This window comes from Pararhizobium polonicum, from assembly GCF_001687365.1.
GTDB lineage: Bacteria > Pseudomonadota > Alphaproteobacteria > Rhizobiales > Rhizobiaceae > Pararhizobium > Pararhizobium polonicum.
The window spans coordinates 63,276-78,386 of the sequence record NZ_LGLV01000011.1; the positions used below are offsets into that span (position 1 = coordinate 63,276).

Annotated in this window: 16 protein-coding genes; 12 read left to right on the forward strand and 4 right to left on the reverse strand. The window is 58.6% G+C overall.

Annotation, left to right across the window (positions count from 1 at the left end):
• Window positions 1–55: 55 nt before the first annotated feature.
• From ADU59_RS17765 to ADU59_RS17775, 3 genes are all read left to right on the forward strand, one after another.
• The gene (locus ADU59_RS17765) at window positions 56–793 is read left to right on the forward strand and encodes an AzlC family ABC transporter permease (protein WP_068955495.1); all 738 of its coding nucleotides are present in this window, start codon (window positions 56–58) and stop codon (window positions 791–793) included.
• On the forward strand, window positions 763–1,134 hold the full coding sequence (locus tag ADU59_RS17770; RefSeq protein WP_068955660.1) for an AzlD domain-containing protein: 372 nt from the start codon (window positions 763–765) through the stop codon (window positions 1,132–1,134). The genes ADU59_RS17765 and ADU59_RS17770 overlap by 31 nt, the downstream gene beginning before the upstream one ends.
• A gap of 85 nt (window positions 1,135–1,219) precedes the next feature.
• Window positions 1,220–2,149: a phosphatase PAP2 family protein gene (locus ADU59_RS17775; RefSeq protein WP_068955496.1), complete on the forward strand. Its 930-nt coding sequence runs from the start codon at window positions 1,220–1,222 to the stop codon at window positions 2,147–2,149.
• Window positions 2,150–2,158: 9 nt separating this feature from the next.
• Here the strand turns inward: ADU59_RS17775 and ADU59_RS17780 are convergent, their stop codons facing one another.
• The 4 genes from ADU59_RS17780 to ADU59_RS17795 are packed head-to-tail and all read right to left on the reverse strand — an operon-like array spanning window position 2,159 to window position 5,024.
• On the reverse strand, window positions 2,159–2,584 hold the full coding sequence (locus tag ADU59_RS17780) for an HIT family protein (RefSeq protein WP_068955497.1): 426 nt from the start codon (window positions 2,582–2,584) through the stop codon (window positions 2,159–2,161).
• A gap of 35 nt (window positions 2,585–2,619) precedes the next feature.
• Window positions 2,620–3,813, reverse strand: coding sequence for a GNAT family N-acetyltransferase (locus ADU59_RS17785; protein WP_068955498.1), 1,194 nt, complete (start codon window positions 3,811–3,813; stop codon window positions 2,620–2,622).
• 3 nt (window positions 3,814–3,816) lie between these two features.
• Window positions 3,817–4,542 carry a glycerophosphodiester phosphodiesterase gene (locus tag ADU59_RS17790; RefSeq protein WP_068955499.1) on the reverse strand — a complete coding sequence of 242 codons (726 nt, stop codon included), beginning with the start codon at window positions 4,540–4,542 and terminating at the stop codon, window positions 3,817–3,819.
• Window positions 4,543–4,556: 14 nt separating this feature from the next.
• On the reverse strand, window positions 4,557–5,024 hold the full coding sequence (locus tag ADU59_RS17795; protein ID WP_068955500.1) for a RidA family protein: 468 nt from the start codon (window positions 5,022–5,024) through the stop codon (window positions 4,557–4,559).
• Window positions 5,025–5,178: 154 nt separating this feature from the next.
• On the opposite strand from ADU59_RS17795, the gene ADU59_RS17800 reads away from it, so the two are divergent.
• The 9 genes from ADU59_RS17800 to bamA all read left to right on the forward strand — a co-directional run bounded on the left by ADU59_RS17800 (window position 5,179) and on the right by bamA (window position 15,074).
• Window positions 5,179–6,015: a cell envelope integrity EipB family protein gene (locus ADU59_RS17800; protein WP_068955501.1), complete on the forward strand. Its 837-nt coding sequence runs from the start codon at window positions 5,179–5,181 to the stop codon at window positions 6,013–6,015.
• Window positions 6,016–6,208: 193 nt separating this feature from the next.
• Complete coding sequence (rpsB, locus tag ADU59_RS17805; protein WP_068955502.1) at window positions 6,209–6,979, forward strand: 30S ribosomal protein S2; 771 nt, start codon at window positions 6,209–6,211, stop codon at window positions 6,977–6,979.
• Between the two features lie 253 nt (window positions 6,980–7,232).
• Entirely contained in the window at window positions 7,233–8,159 is a 927-nt protein-coding gene (tsf, locus tag ADU59_RS17810) for a translation elongation factor Ts (RefSeq protein WP_068955503.1), read from the forward strand.
• Between the two features lie 210 nt (window positions 8,160–8,369).
• On the forward strand, window positions 8,370–9,092 hold the full coding sequence (pyrH, locus tag ADU59_RS17815) for a UMP kinase (RefSeq protein ID WP_068955504.1): 723 nt from the start codon (window positions 8,370–8,372) through the stop codon (window positions 9,090–9,092).
• Window positions 9,093–9,143: 51 nt separating this feature from the next.
• The gene (gene frr, locus ADU59_RS17820; RefSeq protein ID WP_068955505.1) at window positions 9,144–9,704 is read left to right on the forward strand and encodes a ribosome recycling factor; all 561 of its coding nucleotides are present in this window, start codon (window positions 9,144–9,146) and stop codon (window positions 9,702–9,704) included.
• 38 nt (window positions 9,705–9,742) lie between these two features.
• Entirely contained in the window at window positions 9,743–10,486 is a 744-nt protein-coding gene (locus tag ADU59_RS17825) for an isoprenyl transferase (protein ID WP_068955661.1), read from the forward strand.
• On the forward strand, window positions 10,486–11,319 hold the full coding sequence (locus ADU59_RS17830; RefSeq protein WP_068955506.1) for a phosphatidate cytidylyltransferase: 834 nt from the start codon (window positions 10,486–10,488) through the stop codon (window positions 11,317–11,319). The genes ADU59_RS17825 and ADU59_RS17830 overlap by 1 nt, the downstream gene beginning before the upstream one ends.
• Before the next feature lie 30 nt (window positions 11,320–11,349).
• Window positions 11,350–12,483: an RIP metalloprotease RseP gene (gene rseP, locus ADU59_RS17835; RefSeq protein WP_068955507.1), complete on the forward strand. Its 1,134-nt coding sequence runs from the start codon at window positions 11,350–11,352 to the stop codon at window positions 12,481–12,483.
• Window positions 12,484–12,731: 248 nt separating this feature from the next.
• A complete protein-coding gene (gene bamA, locus ADU59_RS17840) occupies window positions 12,732–15,074 on the forward strand; it encodes an outer membrane protein assembly factor BamA (protein WP_068955508.1) in 2,343 nt (780 codons plus the stop codon).
• Window positions 15,075–15,111 lie beyond the last annotated feature (37 nt).

A 15,111-nucleotide genomic window follows, 5' to 3' on the forward strand; every position in this document is an offset into this window, starting at 1 on the left:
CCGGGCGGAATGGTCCGGCACTGTTTTTTTGTGACATGAATCAGCGGATATAGTGATGGACGATAGCCAGACGATCGGCTCCCGGCGGGACTGGTTCCTGATCGGCATGAAGGGCATTTTCAGCCTGCCAGCCATCATCCTGATGCTGTCCTTCGTCGGCTTCTGTGCCTTTACGGCGCAGGCGGGCATTCCGGTAGAACAGGTGGTGTTCATGACGGGGATGGTCTGGGCTCTGCCGGCCAAGGTCATTCTTGTCAGCTCGATCCTCGGCGGCGCCAATCTGCTGACCGCATTCATCGCCGTTACTCTGTCTTCGATCCGGCTGATGCCGATGGTCGCGGCCCTCGTTCCGGAAATCCGCACCGAAAAGACCCCCACCTGGCTCTTGCTGTTCCTGTCGCATTTCGTGGCGATCACCGCCTGGGTGTTCGCGATGGAGCGGGTGCAGGCAGTGCCGCGCGAGCGGCGGATCGCGTTTTTCGCCGGTTTCGGCATCACGCTCGTTCTGGCCAACATGCTTCTGGTGGCGGTCGTCTATCAGTTCGTCGCCGAGTTTCCGCCCATTGTGGCGGGTTGCCTGTTTTTCCTGACGCCGGTTTACTTTCTCGCTTCGATCTGGAGTTCCGCGCGTCACCCGGTGATCTACGTGGCGCTGGCCGTCGGGCTTATTGCCGGCCCGTTGTTTTACTGGCTGGCGCCTCAGTTCGACATTCTGCTGGCAGGCGTCGGCGGCGGCACGCTTGCGTGGGCGGCCGAGCGCAGCTGGCGCCGGCGCAAGGAGGTTCGCGCGTGACCGTGCTCGAAGGCTGGTGGGCCTATGTCTTCATCGCGATTGCCGGCTGGCTTGCGACCGATCTCTGGCGCTGGCTTGGCGTGCTGGCCGGCAATCGGCTGCGCGAGGATTCCGAAGCCTTGAACTGGGTGAGGGCGGTCGCAACCGCGCTGGTGGCCGCCGTCATCGCCAAGCTGATCCTCTATCCGACCGGTGTCCTCGAGCAATCACCGCTCTGGCTTCGTCTGGGCTCGGTGGCCGTGGGCGCAACTGCGTTTTTCATCGGACGCCAAAAACCGGCCATTGGTATCGCCACGGCGATTGCGGTGCTGGCGATTGGCTTGTGGGCATTGGGATTTTGAGAAACGTCAGCCAAAATACCAACGGCGCTTAGCCGAATCTTAAATGCCATGGCGTATGTGTTGCCTGAATTTAAAGGAGCAGCAGATGCGCTTTTTGCCCGGAGAATGGTTCGTCGTCCGAATTATTTTGACACTGGCTGCGTTGGATACCGTCCTGCTCTATTCCAAGAACATACCAGTCGATGTTGTTGGTTACGCCAGCATCATTGGCATCGGACTGTTTCTGGTTGCGGCCGGACAATATTATCGTGTCATCCGTCACGAAGGCCGCCTGGCGTTGGCTTTGATCGCGGCTGGACTGTTTGTGCTGTTCACCATCATCGGTTCGATCTTCAATTACATGTTTCTTCCCAATACCTTTGCGCCGATTGACGATTTTCTGATGCAGGTCGATGCGGCGATGGGATATCATTGGCCCACATTGTTGATCTGGGTATCGAACTACCCGTGGTTCGGGACGTTTTTGTATCAGGTCTATTTCACGTCTCTGCCGCAACTTTTGGTCATCATTCTCGTTTTGGGCTTCATGGGTGAGGCGCAACAGCTGCACCGTTTTCTGCTGACTGGGGTCATCGGTGCGCTTCTGGCGATTGTGATCTGGGCGCTGTTCCCCAATTTCGGTGCCAAGAGCTTCCATGATCTGCCGCAGTCCGTGCTGGACGCATTTCCGATCGCTGTCACACCGGCCTATGGCGATGCACTGCTGGCCCTAAGTCGTGATGGCGTGGAATATCTGTCTCCAAAAAATGTTCTTGGTTTGATTGGCTTCCCATCATTCCATACCGTAATGGCATGCATGTCAGTCTGTTTCGTGCCGCGCCATCGCATTTTGATGCCGGTGATCTTTTGCCTCAATGCCTTCATGGCGCTGGCCATTCTCGTTCAAGGTGGCCATCACCTGATCGATATGATCGGCGGTGTCGGCGTGTTCGCGATAGCCTATGCACTGTCAGGCTTGACAATGCGGAAGTTGAGTATCGATTACCAGAATATCAGCGAACTGAAGACCGTCTGATCCCAGCCGTCAGAGTGCTTCCCTGATTTTCGCGGCATTGGCCGCAAGAACGACCCCATCCTCCATCTTGCCGGAATGCGGCCGCAACGGAACGCCCTCGTGCCGGGGAATGACATGGAAATGCAGGTGGAACACGGACTGGCCCGCAGGCGCTTCGTTGAACTGCATGATCGTCACGCCGTCGGCATCAAAGGCATCCTGTGCTGCGATCGCGACTTTCTGGACGACGGCGATCAGGGAGCCGAGCGTTGCCGGATCCGCGTCGAGAATGTTGCGCGACGCAGCTTTCGGCACGACCAGAACATGGCCTTCCGCCTGCGGCATGACATCCATGAAGACGAGGGTGTTGTCGTCTTCATGGACCTTGTGAGCGGGAATTTCGCCGCGCAGGATTTTGCCGAAGATATTGTTGCTGTCATAGGCGGCGCTGGTCATGTGCGTCTTTCCTCCAAAAATCTGTATCTTTTCGTTTAGTCGTCGGTCTCTTGCCGCTCGCCTTTGCGGAACGGGCTATGCTCGGCAAGGATATCGCTCATCTGCTCGACATCCTGCCGTTCGCGTTCGAGATAATCGGCGACGGCGCGTTTCAACCCCGGATGGGCGATGAAATGGGCCGAATGGGTGGTGGCGGGCAGATATCCGCGTGCCAGCTTGTGTTCGCCTTGCGCGCCAGCCTCCACCCGCTTCAATCCCTCCGAGATCGCGAAATCGATGGCCTGATGGTAGCAGACCTCGAAATGCAGGAACGGATGATCTTCGATCGCGCCCCAGTGGCGGCCATAGAGCGCGTCGCTGCCGATGAAATTGATGGCGCCGGCAATATATTTGCCGTTGCGCCTGGCCATGACCAGCAGGATGTCGTCGGCCATGCGTTCGCCGATCAGCGAATAGAATGCGCGGGTCAGGTAAGGCCGCCCCCATTTGCGACTGCCGGTATCCATGTAGAAGGCGAAGAACTGGTCCCAGACACTTTCCGTCAGGTCCTTGCCGGTCAGCCAGTCGATGCTGATGCCGTGTTCGAGCGCTGCCCGGCGCTCCTTCTTCAGCGCCTTGCGCTTGCGTGACGCCAGCGTCTCAAGGAAGTCGTTGTGCGACGTGTAGCCGTCATTGAGAAAATGAAACTGCTGGTCGGTCCTGTGCAGGAACCCGGCGCGCTCGAATGTCGGGATTTCCTCCTGCGGCACGAACGTCACATGCGCTGACGACACGTTGTGACGGCGGGCGAGTTCCTGCAATCCGGCGGCAAGCGCATCCTGGACCACGCCCGTGTCCGTGCCCAGCGCGCTGAGCAGCCGTGGACCCGTCGCTGGCGTGAACGGAACCGAGCATTGCAGCTTCGGATAATAACGTCCGCCAGCGCGCTCCAGAGCATCGGCCCAGCCGTGATCGAAGACATATTCGCCCTGGCTGTGGTTTTTCAGATAGCAGATCAGGCCGCCAGACAGACCGCCCTGGCCGTCTTCCATCAGAAGGTGCTGGCCGAGCCATCCGGTGTCGGCTGTGGCCGAGCCGGATTCTTCCAGTGAAGAGAGATAGGCATGGGAAACGAACGGATTGTAGAGACCGCCGGATTGTCCCTTGGCGGCCCCGGACAGTCGGTCCCAGCTTTCCTTCGAAATATCCTCAAAGGACGTTTCGACGCGGATTTTGACTTCGCCTGTCATACCCTAAGCGATAAGCCTTTCCTTCGGATCGAAGCCTTCGAATGTCATCTGATCCGCATATTTGAATGTGTGACCGGCCGCGGCATGATCCCTGACTGTCCAGGTAATGACTGCGCGCCCGAGCGACCGTTCCTTGTCGATGAACGAATTTGGCAGATCTCCGTAGAAATAGGAAATGAAATCAAGGCCAAGCTGCATCGCTTCTTCGTGAACGAAGAACTGCTCTGGTTGGTTGCCTCCCGCTGTCAGGCCGAGTGGATAGGGTGGATGCTGAGCCTTGAGATCCTTCAGCAGCCAGTGGTCGAAGCTCATCAGCGCGACATGGCCCTGATAGTTCTCAAGCGTTTCCAGCACCGCGTCGGCAAAACCGTCATCGTCGCCCTTGCGGCCCTTGAGTTCGAGAATGATTGGGACACGGCCTTTGACCAGCCGCAGAAGCTGGCCGAGCGTCGGTACCTTGTCAGCCGTACCGCCGATGGCGACGAGCCCCAATTCGCCAGCCGTCTTTTCGCGGATATCGCCCTTGATGCCGCAAAGCCGCAGCATGTCGTCATCGTGGAAGACCACCGGCACGCTGTCGGCGGTGTATTGTAGGTCGCACTCGATGGCGAAGCCGTTTTCTGCCGCTCTTGCAAAAGCCGAGAGGGTATTTTCCCAGATGGCATGGTTCATGTCGTGATAGCCGCGATGGGCGATCGGCTGCGCTGTCAGCCAGGACAGGTCTTTCATGGGATACCGTCCGCTCAAGCGATTTCGATCACCGCGTCGATTTCGACGGCGGCATTGAAGGGTAGGGCGGCCATGCCGACGGCGGCGCGGGCATGGATGCCGGCATCGCCGAGAACCTTGGCAATCAGGTTGGAGGCGCCGTTGATAACCAGATGCTGCTCGATGAAGGTCGGCTTGGAGGCGACGAAGCCGTTGAGCTTGACGATGCGGCGGATGCGCGAGAGCTCGCCGCCGAGCGCTGCCTTGGCCTGAGCCAGGATGTTGATGGCGCAGAGTTCGGCTGCGCGCTGGCCGGTGGCAACGTCGACAGTGTCACCGAGATGCCCGGTGATCGCAATCTTGCCGTTTTCCATCGGCAGCTGACCGGAGATATAGAGATGCGATCCACTGATGACGAAGGGAACATAATTGGCGGCGGGCGCTGCGGCCTGCGGCAGGGTGATTCCCAGCTCTTTAATGCGTGCTTCTATTTCTGCGGACATGGATGACTCCGGTCATTGTTGTGTTTTGTCGCCAAATGCTGCATGCAAGCCGAGATTCATGAAGTGATGAAATACCGCTTCGGGCTCATCGATGCCTCGCTTTTGCCGGATGTGTTCTTATAGCATCGGCGGCGAGTCCAACAGGAGGAAACGGATGTTTCGTTCAGGCTTTGCCTCTGTCATTCTGGCATGGGCGTGTTTCTCAGGCGTGACGGTCGGCGGTGCCTCCGCAGCATCCGCCAACATCCTGGTGCCGCACCGCGCGGTCTATGATCTGGAATTGAAGGACTCATCGGAACGCTCCGGAATTTCCGGAATGTACGGCCGCATGGTCTATGAATTCAACGGTTCGGCCTGCGAGGGCTATACCGTCAGTTTCCGTTTCGTCACCAAGGTCGATACTGGTGACGAGGTCAAGCTGACGGATCAGCAGACGACGACCTATGAGGATCTGAAAAACGGCAATTTCCGCTTTCTGACCCGTTCCTTCACCGACGAGAAGCTGGACAAGGAAGTCCGCGGTACGGCGCATGAAGCGAAGAAGGGGCTGACCGTCGACCTGACCTCGCCGGACAAGCGAAAGGTCGACCTTGCCCAGGGCCTGTTTCCGACCGAACACATGCTGGAGGTCATCGATCGGGCAAAAAGGGGCGAGAAGTTGTTTGAAACCCGTATCTTTGACGGATCGGATTCGGGCGACAAGACATTGATCACCACCACCATGGTCGGGAAGTTTCAGAAACCGGCCAAGGGCGATGCGGATAGCGGAGACGTCGGAAAAGCAGGCGCAATGGCGGCCAAGCCCTATTGGCCGGTGACGATCTCATACTTCAACGACAACACGTCCGGCGATGCGGTGCCGATCTACCGTATGGAGTTCAAGCTCTATGAAAACGGCATTACCCGCGATCTGACCATGGACTATGGCGATTTCGTCCTCACCGGCAAGCTGGCCGACCTTGAAATGTTCAAGGAAGGCGAGTGCAAATAGGGGCCGCAAGCCCGCACGGCAGTATTTTGCGCCTTTTCTCTTGATTTGTCGGGCGACAGAGGGTATGGGCACCGCATTCCACACGTAAGGTTTGGGGCCGTCCGGGAGAAATCCGGGCAGTTCCACCCGGTGGCGCTTTCGAAGAAAGCGCTGTTTGCCTTGCGGAGGTTCAACCGGAAAAGGAGAAAAAGGCATGGCATTGCCCGATTTTAGCATGCGTCAGCTTCTGGAAGCTGGCGTTCACTTCGGTCACCAGACTCACCGCTGGAACCCGAAAATGAAGCCGTACATCTTCGGCGATCGTTCGAACGTTCACATCATCGACCTCGCGCAGACCGTTCCATTGCTGTCGCGCGCCCTGCAGGTTGTCAGCGACACCGTTGCCAAGGGTGGCCGCGTGCTGTTCGTCGGCACCAAGCGCCAGGCATCCGAAATCATCGCTGACGCTGCCAAGCGTTCGGCTCAGTATTACGTCAATGCCCGCTGGCTCGGCGGCATGATGACCAACTGGAAGACGATTTCGAACTCGATCCAGCGTCTGCGCAAGCTCGACGAAATCCTGAACTCGGAAGCTTCGGGCTTCACCAAGAAGGAACGCCTGAACCTTGAGCGCGAACGCGAAAAGCTGAACCGCGCACTCGGCGGTATCCGCGACATGGGCGGCGTACCGGATCTGATGTTCATCATCGACACCAACAAGGAATCGATCGCCATCGACGAAGCAAAGCGTCTTGGCATCCCGGTTGTTGCGATCATCGACTCGAACTGCGATCCGGACCGCATCGACTTCCCGATCCCCGGCAACGACGACGCTTCGCGTGCGATCTCGCTCTATTGCGATCTGATCTCGCGTGCAGCGCTTGACGGCATTGCCCGTCAGCAGAGCTCGTCCGGCCGCGACCTCGGCGCTTCCTCCGATCTGCCGCTTGAGCCGGCTCTCGAAGAAGTCGCAGCCGAAGCCTGATAAGGCCGAATGGCGGGTCTGCCCGCCATTCCAATCACACGATCAGGACGAGGCCGTTTACGACTGAAGAAGTGAACGGCCTCGTTCTTTTGCATCGGACCGGCCCATCGAGCGCTGGTCGTTACGATGCCTACTCTCGCGATGAACCTTTCATCACGATGTCACATTCAGGGGTCATGCCCTGCCACATCCTCCTGGTATCGCGCCGGCTTTCTGGCTGCGCACCAGCCGAACAAACGAAGAGGCAAAAAAGATGAGCACTATTACTGCAGCAATGGTGAAGGAACTGCGCGAAAAGACCGGCGCAGGCATGATGGATTGCAAGAAGGCACTCGGCGAAACCAATGGCGACATGGAAGCCGCGATCGACTGGCTGCGCGCCAAGGGCATTGCCAAGGCCGACAAGAAGTCGGGCCGCGCTGCTGCTGAAGGCCTCGTCGGCATCGTTGGCAACGGCACCAAGGCCGTCGTCATCGAACTCAATTCCGAAACCGACTTCGTTGCCCGTAACGATGCCTTCCAGGACCTCGTCCGTGGCGTCGCAGCCGTTGCCGTCGGCACCGACGGTTCGGTCGAAACGATCAGCGCGGCAAACTACCCGGCAACGGGCAAGTCGGTTGCTGAAAGCATCACCGACGCGATCGCAACCATCGGCGAAAACATGGCCCTGCGCCGTGCAGCCCTGCTGTCGGTCGAAGACGGCGTTGTCGCGACCTACATCCACAACTCCGTCGCAGACGGCCTCGGCAAGCTCGGCGTTCTCGTCGCGCTGAAGTCGACCGGCGACAAGGATGCGCTGAACGCCATCGGCCGCCAGGTTGCCATGCACATTGCTGCGACCAACCCGCTGGCCATCCGCTCGACGGAAGTCGATGCTGCTGTCGCCGAGCGCGAGCGCAACATCTTCATCGAGCAGGCCCGCGAATCCGGCAAGCCGGAAGCGATCATCGAAAAGATGGTCGAAGGTCGCATGCGCAAGTTCTTCGAAGAAGTCGCTCTTCTGTCGCAGGCTTTCGTTATGAACCCTGACCTGACTGTCGAAGCTGCCGTCAAGGAAGCTGAAAAGACCGTCGGTGCCCCGATCGAAGTTGTCGGCATGGCTCGCCTTCTTCTCGGCGAAGGCGTCGAAAAGGAAGAATCCGACTTCGCAGCCGAAGTGGCTGCTGTCGCCAAGGGTTGATTTCTTCATCCTGATTGGGAAAACACCCATCCTCATTGGGAAACAGTCCGGGCATCGCGTGACAACGCGGTGCCCTTCGTGTATCCGGCATCATCATCACATTGACGCAGGCTCCTTCGGAGATCATCCGGGGTGATATCGGCCGCGCAAGGATGAAAGATCAGTTCCACGCACCATCTCGCATGTGTGCCTTCTTGGACAGGAGTGACGATGTCGGCCAAACCTCTCTACAAACGCGTGCTGCTGAAGGCTTCGGGCGAAGCTCTCATGGGAAACCAGGGGTTCGGGATCGATGTTGCGGTCGCTGACCGGATTGCGTCCGACATAGCCGAAGCGCGCGCCATGGGAGTGGAGGTCGGCGTCGTCGTCGGCGGCGGAAACATCTTTCGCGGTGTCGCGGTTGCGTCCAAGGGCGGAGACCGGGTGACCGGCGACCACATGGGCATGCTGGCGACCGTCATCAACGCGCTGGCGCTGGCAACCTCGCTGCGCAAGCTCGACATCGATACGGTCGTCCTTTCCGCGATCGCCATGCCGGAAATCTGCGAAAGCTTTTCGCAGCGCGCCACGCTTTTTCATCTCTCTCTCGGCCGCGTCGTGATCTTTGCCGGCGGCACGGGCAATCCGTTCTTCACCACCGATTCGGCGGCTGCGCTGCGCGCTGCGGAAATGGGGGCCGAAGCGATCTTCAAGGGCACGCAGGTGGATGGTATCTACACGGCCGACCCGAAGAAGGACCCGACGGCCACCCGTTTCGACCGCCTGACGCACAGCGAGGTCTTGCAGAAGGGGTTGGCCGTCATGGATATTGCCGCCGTGGCGCTGGCGCGTGAAAACAGCATTCCGATCATCGTCTTCTCGATCCACGAGAAGGGCGGGTTCGCGGAAATCTTGACCGGCGGCGGCCGGGCGACCATCGTAACAGACAATTGAGCAGCCAAAGGGCGGCCGCAATGCCGCTGCGATAAATCGGGAGTTTGATCCATGAGTGAAGGTATTGACCTGAGTGACCTGAAGCGCCGCATGGATGGCGCCATTAACGCTTTCAAGAGCGATGTCGCATCGCTGCGCACCGGCCGTGCATCGGCCAACGTGCTCGATCCGGTCATGGTCGAGGCCTATGGTTCGCGCGTGCCGTTGAATCAGGTTGCCAATATCACCGTTCCTGAAGCGCGCATGCTCGGCGTTTCGATCTGGGACAAGTCGATGGTCAACGCCGTCGATCGCGCCATCCGCGAATCGAATCTCGGCCTCAATCCGATCGTTGACGGGCAAAATCTGCGCATTCCGTTGCCGGAATTGAACGAAGAGCGCCGCAAGTCGCTGGTAAAGGTCGCGCATGACTATAGCGAAAAGGCCAAGATTGCTGTGCGCAACGTGCGCCGCGACGGCATGGACAGCCTGAAAAAAGCCGAAAAAGACGGTGACATCGGCCAGGATGTGAGCCGTAGCCAGTCCGAAAAGGTGCAGAAAATGACCGATGAGATGATTTCCGACATCGACCGCTTGCTCGCCGAGAAGGAAAAGGAAATCATGCAGGTCTAGTGTGTCTTTTTCCGAGTCTCTGTTTTTTCGGGCCATTGATGTCGAACCCCTTGCTTAGAAATGTTCCCACGCATGTTGCCATCATCATGGATGGCAACGGCCGTTGGGCCAATTCGCGCGGACTGCCGCGCACCATGGGGCATCGCAAGGGGGTGGAGGCCGTGCGCGAGGCGGTTCGCACCGCCGGCGAAGTGGGTATTCGATACCTGACGCTTTTTGCGTTTTCCTCGGAAAACTGGAGCCGGCCGGAGGCCGAGGTCTCCGACCTGATGGGATTGCTGAAGGCCTTCATCCGGCGCGACCTGGCGGATCTCCACCGCCAGAACGTCCGCATCCGGGTGATTGGAGACAAGGCCAACCTTCGCGGCGATATCTTGCCCCTGCTGCTGGAGGCCGAGGATACGACGCGCGGCAATACCGGCATCACGCTGGTTATTGCATTCAATTACGGCTCTCGCGATGAAATGACACGTGCCATGCAAGCTTTGGCGGTCGAGGTTGCCCAAGGGCGGCTGTCTGCAGATCAAATTACCCCGGAACGCATCGCCAGCAAGCTCGATACGGCCGGCATTCCCGATCCGGATCTCGTGCTGCGTACCAGTGGCGAAGAGCGTCTGTCGAATTTTCTGCTCTGGCAGGCCGCCTATTCGGAATTGCTGTTCGTTCCCGAATTGTGGCCGGACTTCACCCGCGAGGTTTTCCTCGATGCGCTGAAGACCTATGCCGGCCGGGAACGCCGTTTCGGCGGTCTGTCGCAGCCAACGCTTGCGGTCGGTTCCTGATGCAGAGCGAACTGCGGCTGCGCATCATATCCGGCATCGTGCTTGCCATCATCGCCCTTGGTGCAACCTGGGTGGGTGGGACAGCTTTCGAGCTTCTGTCCGTGGCCATCGCCGTACTCGTCTATTACGAATGGTCAACGATCACCCGGCTGGCCGAGCGTGATTTCCAGGGCAATGCGTTCGGCTGGCTGGCGCAGGCGGTGATTGCCGCTCTCATACTGTTCGGCGGCGCCGATGTGACCTTGCTGGTTCTGGCGGCCTTTGCCGTTATCGCCGCGGCATGGGTGTTTTTCCGGGGCGGCAGCTGGTGGCTGCCGGGCGGTATCGTCTATGCGGGCCTCACCGGCATCTCGCTCTCGGCGATCCGGGGCGACAGCGATATCGGCCTGATCGCCATGATCTTCGTTTTCGCCGTCGTCTGGGCGACCGATATCCTCGCCTATTTCACCGGCAGGGCGATCGGCGGCCCGAAACTGGCGCCGCGCATTTCTCCCGGTAAAACATGGTCCGGTGCCATTGGCGGCACGGTTTGCGGCGTGATCGCGGGCGTTGCTGTGTTCATGAGCCATTTTTCGCTGGACGACGCACGCATTCCGTTGCTGGCGCTGGCCCTTTCTGTCGCCAGCCAGATCGGTGATCTCTTCGAATCGCATATAAAGCGCCGCTTTGGCGTGAAGGATTCGAGCAAGCTCATTCCGGGACATGGCGGCGTCATGGACCGTGTCGACGGACTTGTTTTCGCCTGTTTTGCCGCGCTTTTGATTGCTTTGGTGCAAGTCATGTCCGCCGGTGGACAAAGTGCGCCCATGGGGGCAATCCTGCTGGCGCCGTAAATGGCGCCGCATACCTGATCGAGGGACCACATGGCTTACCTGGCCGATATGCTTCACCTGATTCTCGGCTATATCGTGCCGTTCCTGCTGGTGCTGACGCTGCTCGTTTTCGTGCATGAGATGGGCCATTATCTGGTCGGCCGCTGGTCCGGCATCCGTATCCTCGCTTTTTCGGTCGGGTTCGGTCCGGAATTGTTCGGTTACACCGACAAGCAGGGAACGCGCTGGAAGTTTTGTGCCATCCCGCTCGGCGGCTATGTGAAATTCTTCGGCGACGAGGATGCCGCCAGCGTTCCGGACTATGGCCGCCTCGAGCAATATTCGGCCGAGGACCGTGACCGCACCTTCCTGGGTGCAAAGCTGTGGAAGCGGGCCGCCACCGTTGCGGCCGGGCCGATTGCCAATTTCATTCTGGCGATTGCGATCTTCGCCGTGCTTTTTTCCATCTATGGCAAGCCCGTCGCCGATCCCGTCGTTGCGGAAGTCAAGGAAAATAGCGCCGCCGCCAAGGCCGGTGTGCTGCCGGGCGACCTGCTGGTGTCCATCGATGGCACGCACGTCACCACCTTTGACGACGTCCGCCGCTACGTCAGCATCCGTCCGGAAACGCCGATCACCATCCAGATCAAGCGCAAGGGGGAACTGCTCGATCTGCCGATGGTGCCGCAGCGCACCGAAATCACCGATCAGTTCGGCAACAAGATGGAACTCGGCATCATCGGTATCCTGACCAACCAGGAGACAGGCAATTTCCGCCTGCAGAGCTTTGGTCCGCTCGAGGCCGTCGGGCAGGGCGCGGTCGAAAGCTGGCAGATCGTCACCGGCACGTTCAATTATCTCGCCAATCTCGTGACCGGCCGGATGAAGGCCGATCAGCTTGGTGGCCCGATCCGGGTGGCCCAGGCATCCGGCCAGATGGCGACCCTCGGTATCGCTGCCGTGCTGCAGCTGGCGGCGGTGCTGTCAGTTTCCATTGGACTTCTCAATCTAATGCCGGTTCCCGTACTTGATGGCGGGCACTTGATGTTTTATGCGGTTGAGGCCGTCCGGGGAAAGCCGGTGGGTCCGGGCGCGCAGGACATCGCGTTCCGTATCGGTTTTGCCATGGTTCTGATGCTGATGGTTTTTGCCACGTGGAACGACATCAGCTCGCTTCTGGGCTAGGATTTCGGGTTTGCATCGGTGTTGCGGACTTGAGGGAGGCGGTCGGCCCTATTGAGAATTCAATGGGTTGATCGAAAGGAATTGTTTACGATAAAGCAATTCTGTAGTGGCCGTTAGGACACGGTTTCAATTGAAGTAAACAGAAATTAACGTGCGACCTTGCTTGTATGTAAAAAGCGGTTAAAACGGCAACCGTGACCGGAGTCGGTACGAGTTCGCTGCGGGGCATTGGGAAGAAGGTAAGATTTATGAAAGCTGGTTCAAAGTTTTTGAACGCGGTGTCGGCGGTTGCGCTGTCTGCTAGCATGGTCGCAACGGGGACTGGCATTGTAACGCTTGCAAGTGCATCTGTCGCAGAAGCCGCAACGATCAACCGTGTCGAAGTTCGTGGCGCCACCCGTGTCAGCCCCGAGACAGTCCGCGCCAACATCACCATTGTGCCTGGCAAGAGCTTCAGCAACGCCGATATCGATTCTTCGGTGAAGCGCCTCTATTCCACCGGCTATTTCTCCGATGTCAGTATCAATGTCTCCGGTGGTACGCTCGTCGTCACCGTGAGCGAGAACCAGCTCGTCAACCAGGTCGTTTTCAACGGCAACCGCAAGATCAAGGACGACAAGCTGCAGGCGGTTGTCCGCACGCGCTCGCTCGGTCCCTACAGCGAAGCGACAGCTGAAGCCGATATTCAGGCGATCAAGGATGCCTATGCCGGCATCGGTCGCGAAAACGTGAGTGTGACCACGCAGGTTGTTCCGATCGCTGAAGGTCGCGTCAATCTGGCCTTTGTCATCAATGAAGGCGATCGCACCAAGATCACGGCCATCAAATTCGTCGGCAACAATGCCTACAGCAACGGTCGTCTTGAGGCTGTTATCTCGACCAAGGAGTCGGGGATCTTCTCCTTCCTGAGCCGTAAGGACGTTTACAACGCCGACAAGTTGCGCGCAGACGAAGAGCTGTTGCGCCAGTTCTATTACAATCGCGGCTACGCCGATTTCCGTGTTGTCTCGTCGGACGCCGTGCTGAACGAAGCGACCAACGAGTATACGGTAACGATCACCGTCGAAGAGGGTGAGCGCTACGATTTCGGAACGGTCAATGTCGAATCGACCGTCGAAGGCGTGAATGCCGAGGAACTGAAGGGGCTCGTCCGGACCTCCGAAGGTTCGATCTATAAGGCGAAAGACGTTCAGGAAAGCATCTCTGCGATTTCTAAGCGTGTCGCGTCTCAGGGCTATCCGTTTGCCCGTGTAACGCCGCGCGGCAACCGCGATTTCGCCAACCGCACGATCGCTGTCGATTACCTCGTCGATCAGGGCGAGCGCGCCTATATCGAGCGTATCGAGATCCGTGGCAACACGCGTACCCGCGATTATGTTATCCGTCGCGAATTCGATATGAGCGAAGGTGATGCGTTCAACCAGGAAATGATCACGACGGCCAAGCGCCGCCTCGATGCTCTTGGTTATTTCTCCACGGTCAATATCTCGACCCAGCCGGGCAGCGCGTCCGACCGCGTCGTGGTTATCGTTGATGTGCAGGATCAGTCGACCGGTTCGTTCGGCATCGGTGCAGGCTATTCGGCCGGCAGCGGCGGCGGCTTCCTTCTGGAAGCCTCGATCGAGGAGAAGAACTTCCTCGGTCGTGGCCAGTACATCCGCCTTGCCGCAGGTCGTGGCGACAACAGCCGTACATACAACGTCTCGTTCACCGAGCCTTATTTCCTCGGTTACCGTCTGGCTGCCGGTTTCGACGTTTTCAAGAATGAAAACGACTATGACTCGGACAACTACAGATACGAAGATCAGGGCTTCAGCCTGCGCGTAACCGCGCCGATCACGGAAAGACTGTCGACGACATTCCGTTACAATCTGACGCAGATGGATTACCACGGCGACAGGACCGAGCTTTCCACTCCGTATGATCGTGTGATCGATGGGTCTCCTTGGACGCGGTCGTCGATCTCGCAGACTTTGACCTATAACACGCTCGATGATGCGCAGCTGCCGCATGAGGGTATCCTTGCCTCGGCAACGCAGGAATATGCCGGTCTTGGCGGCACGTCGGATTTCTACAAGCTGACGGCCAAGGCCAAGTGGTATTACACCGTCAATGACGATGCTGACATCATTGCATCGCTTTCGGGTGGCGCTGGTCATGTGTTCAAGACCGGCGGCGAGATGGAGGTCTTCGACCAGTTCCAGCTCGGCAGCAACGATATTCGTGGTTTTGAGCGCAACGGTCTCGGTCCGCGTATGTCCAATGGCGACTCGCTCGGCGGTACGACCTATTTCACGGCCTCTGCCGAAGCGACGTTCCCGCTGCCGTTTGTATCTCGCGATGCCGGCTTCCGCGGTGCGATCTTCGCCGATGCTGGTACGCTGTATGGCAACGAAGTGAACCTGACCTACAAGGGTGCCACAGACACCACCAAGGGTGGAACGGGAAGCTCGCTTCGGGCGTCTGTCGGTCTGGGTCTGATCTGGGCATCGCCTTTCGGTCCGCTGCGTGTCGACTATGCGATCCCGGTTGCCAAGGAAGATTACGACAGGGTTCAGAACCTCAAGTTTGGTATCTCGTCCTCCTTCTGATCCTTGCAGTCCAGAACTGCCTGCCAAAACTGTTCTG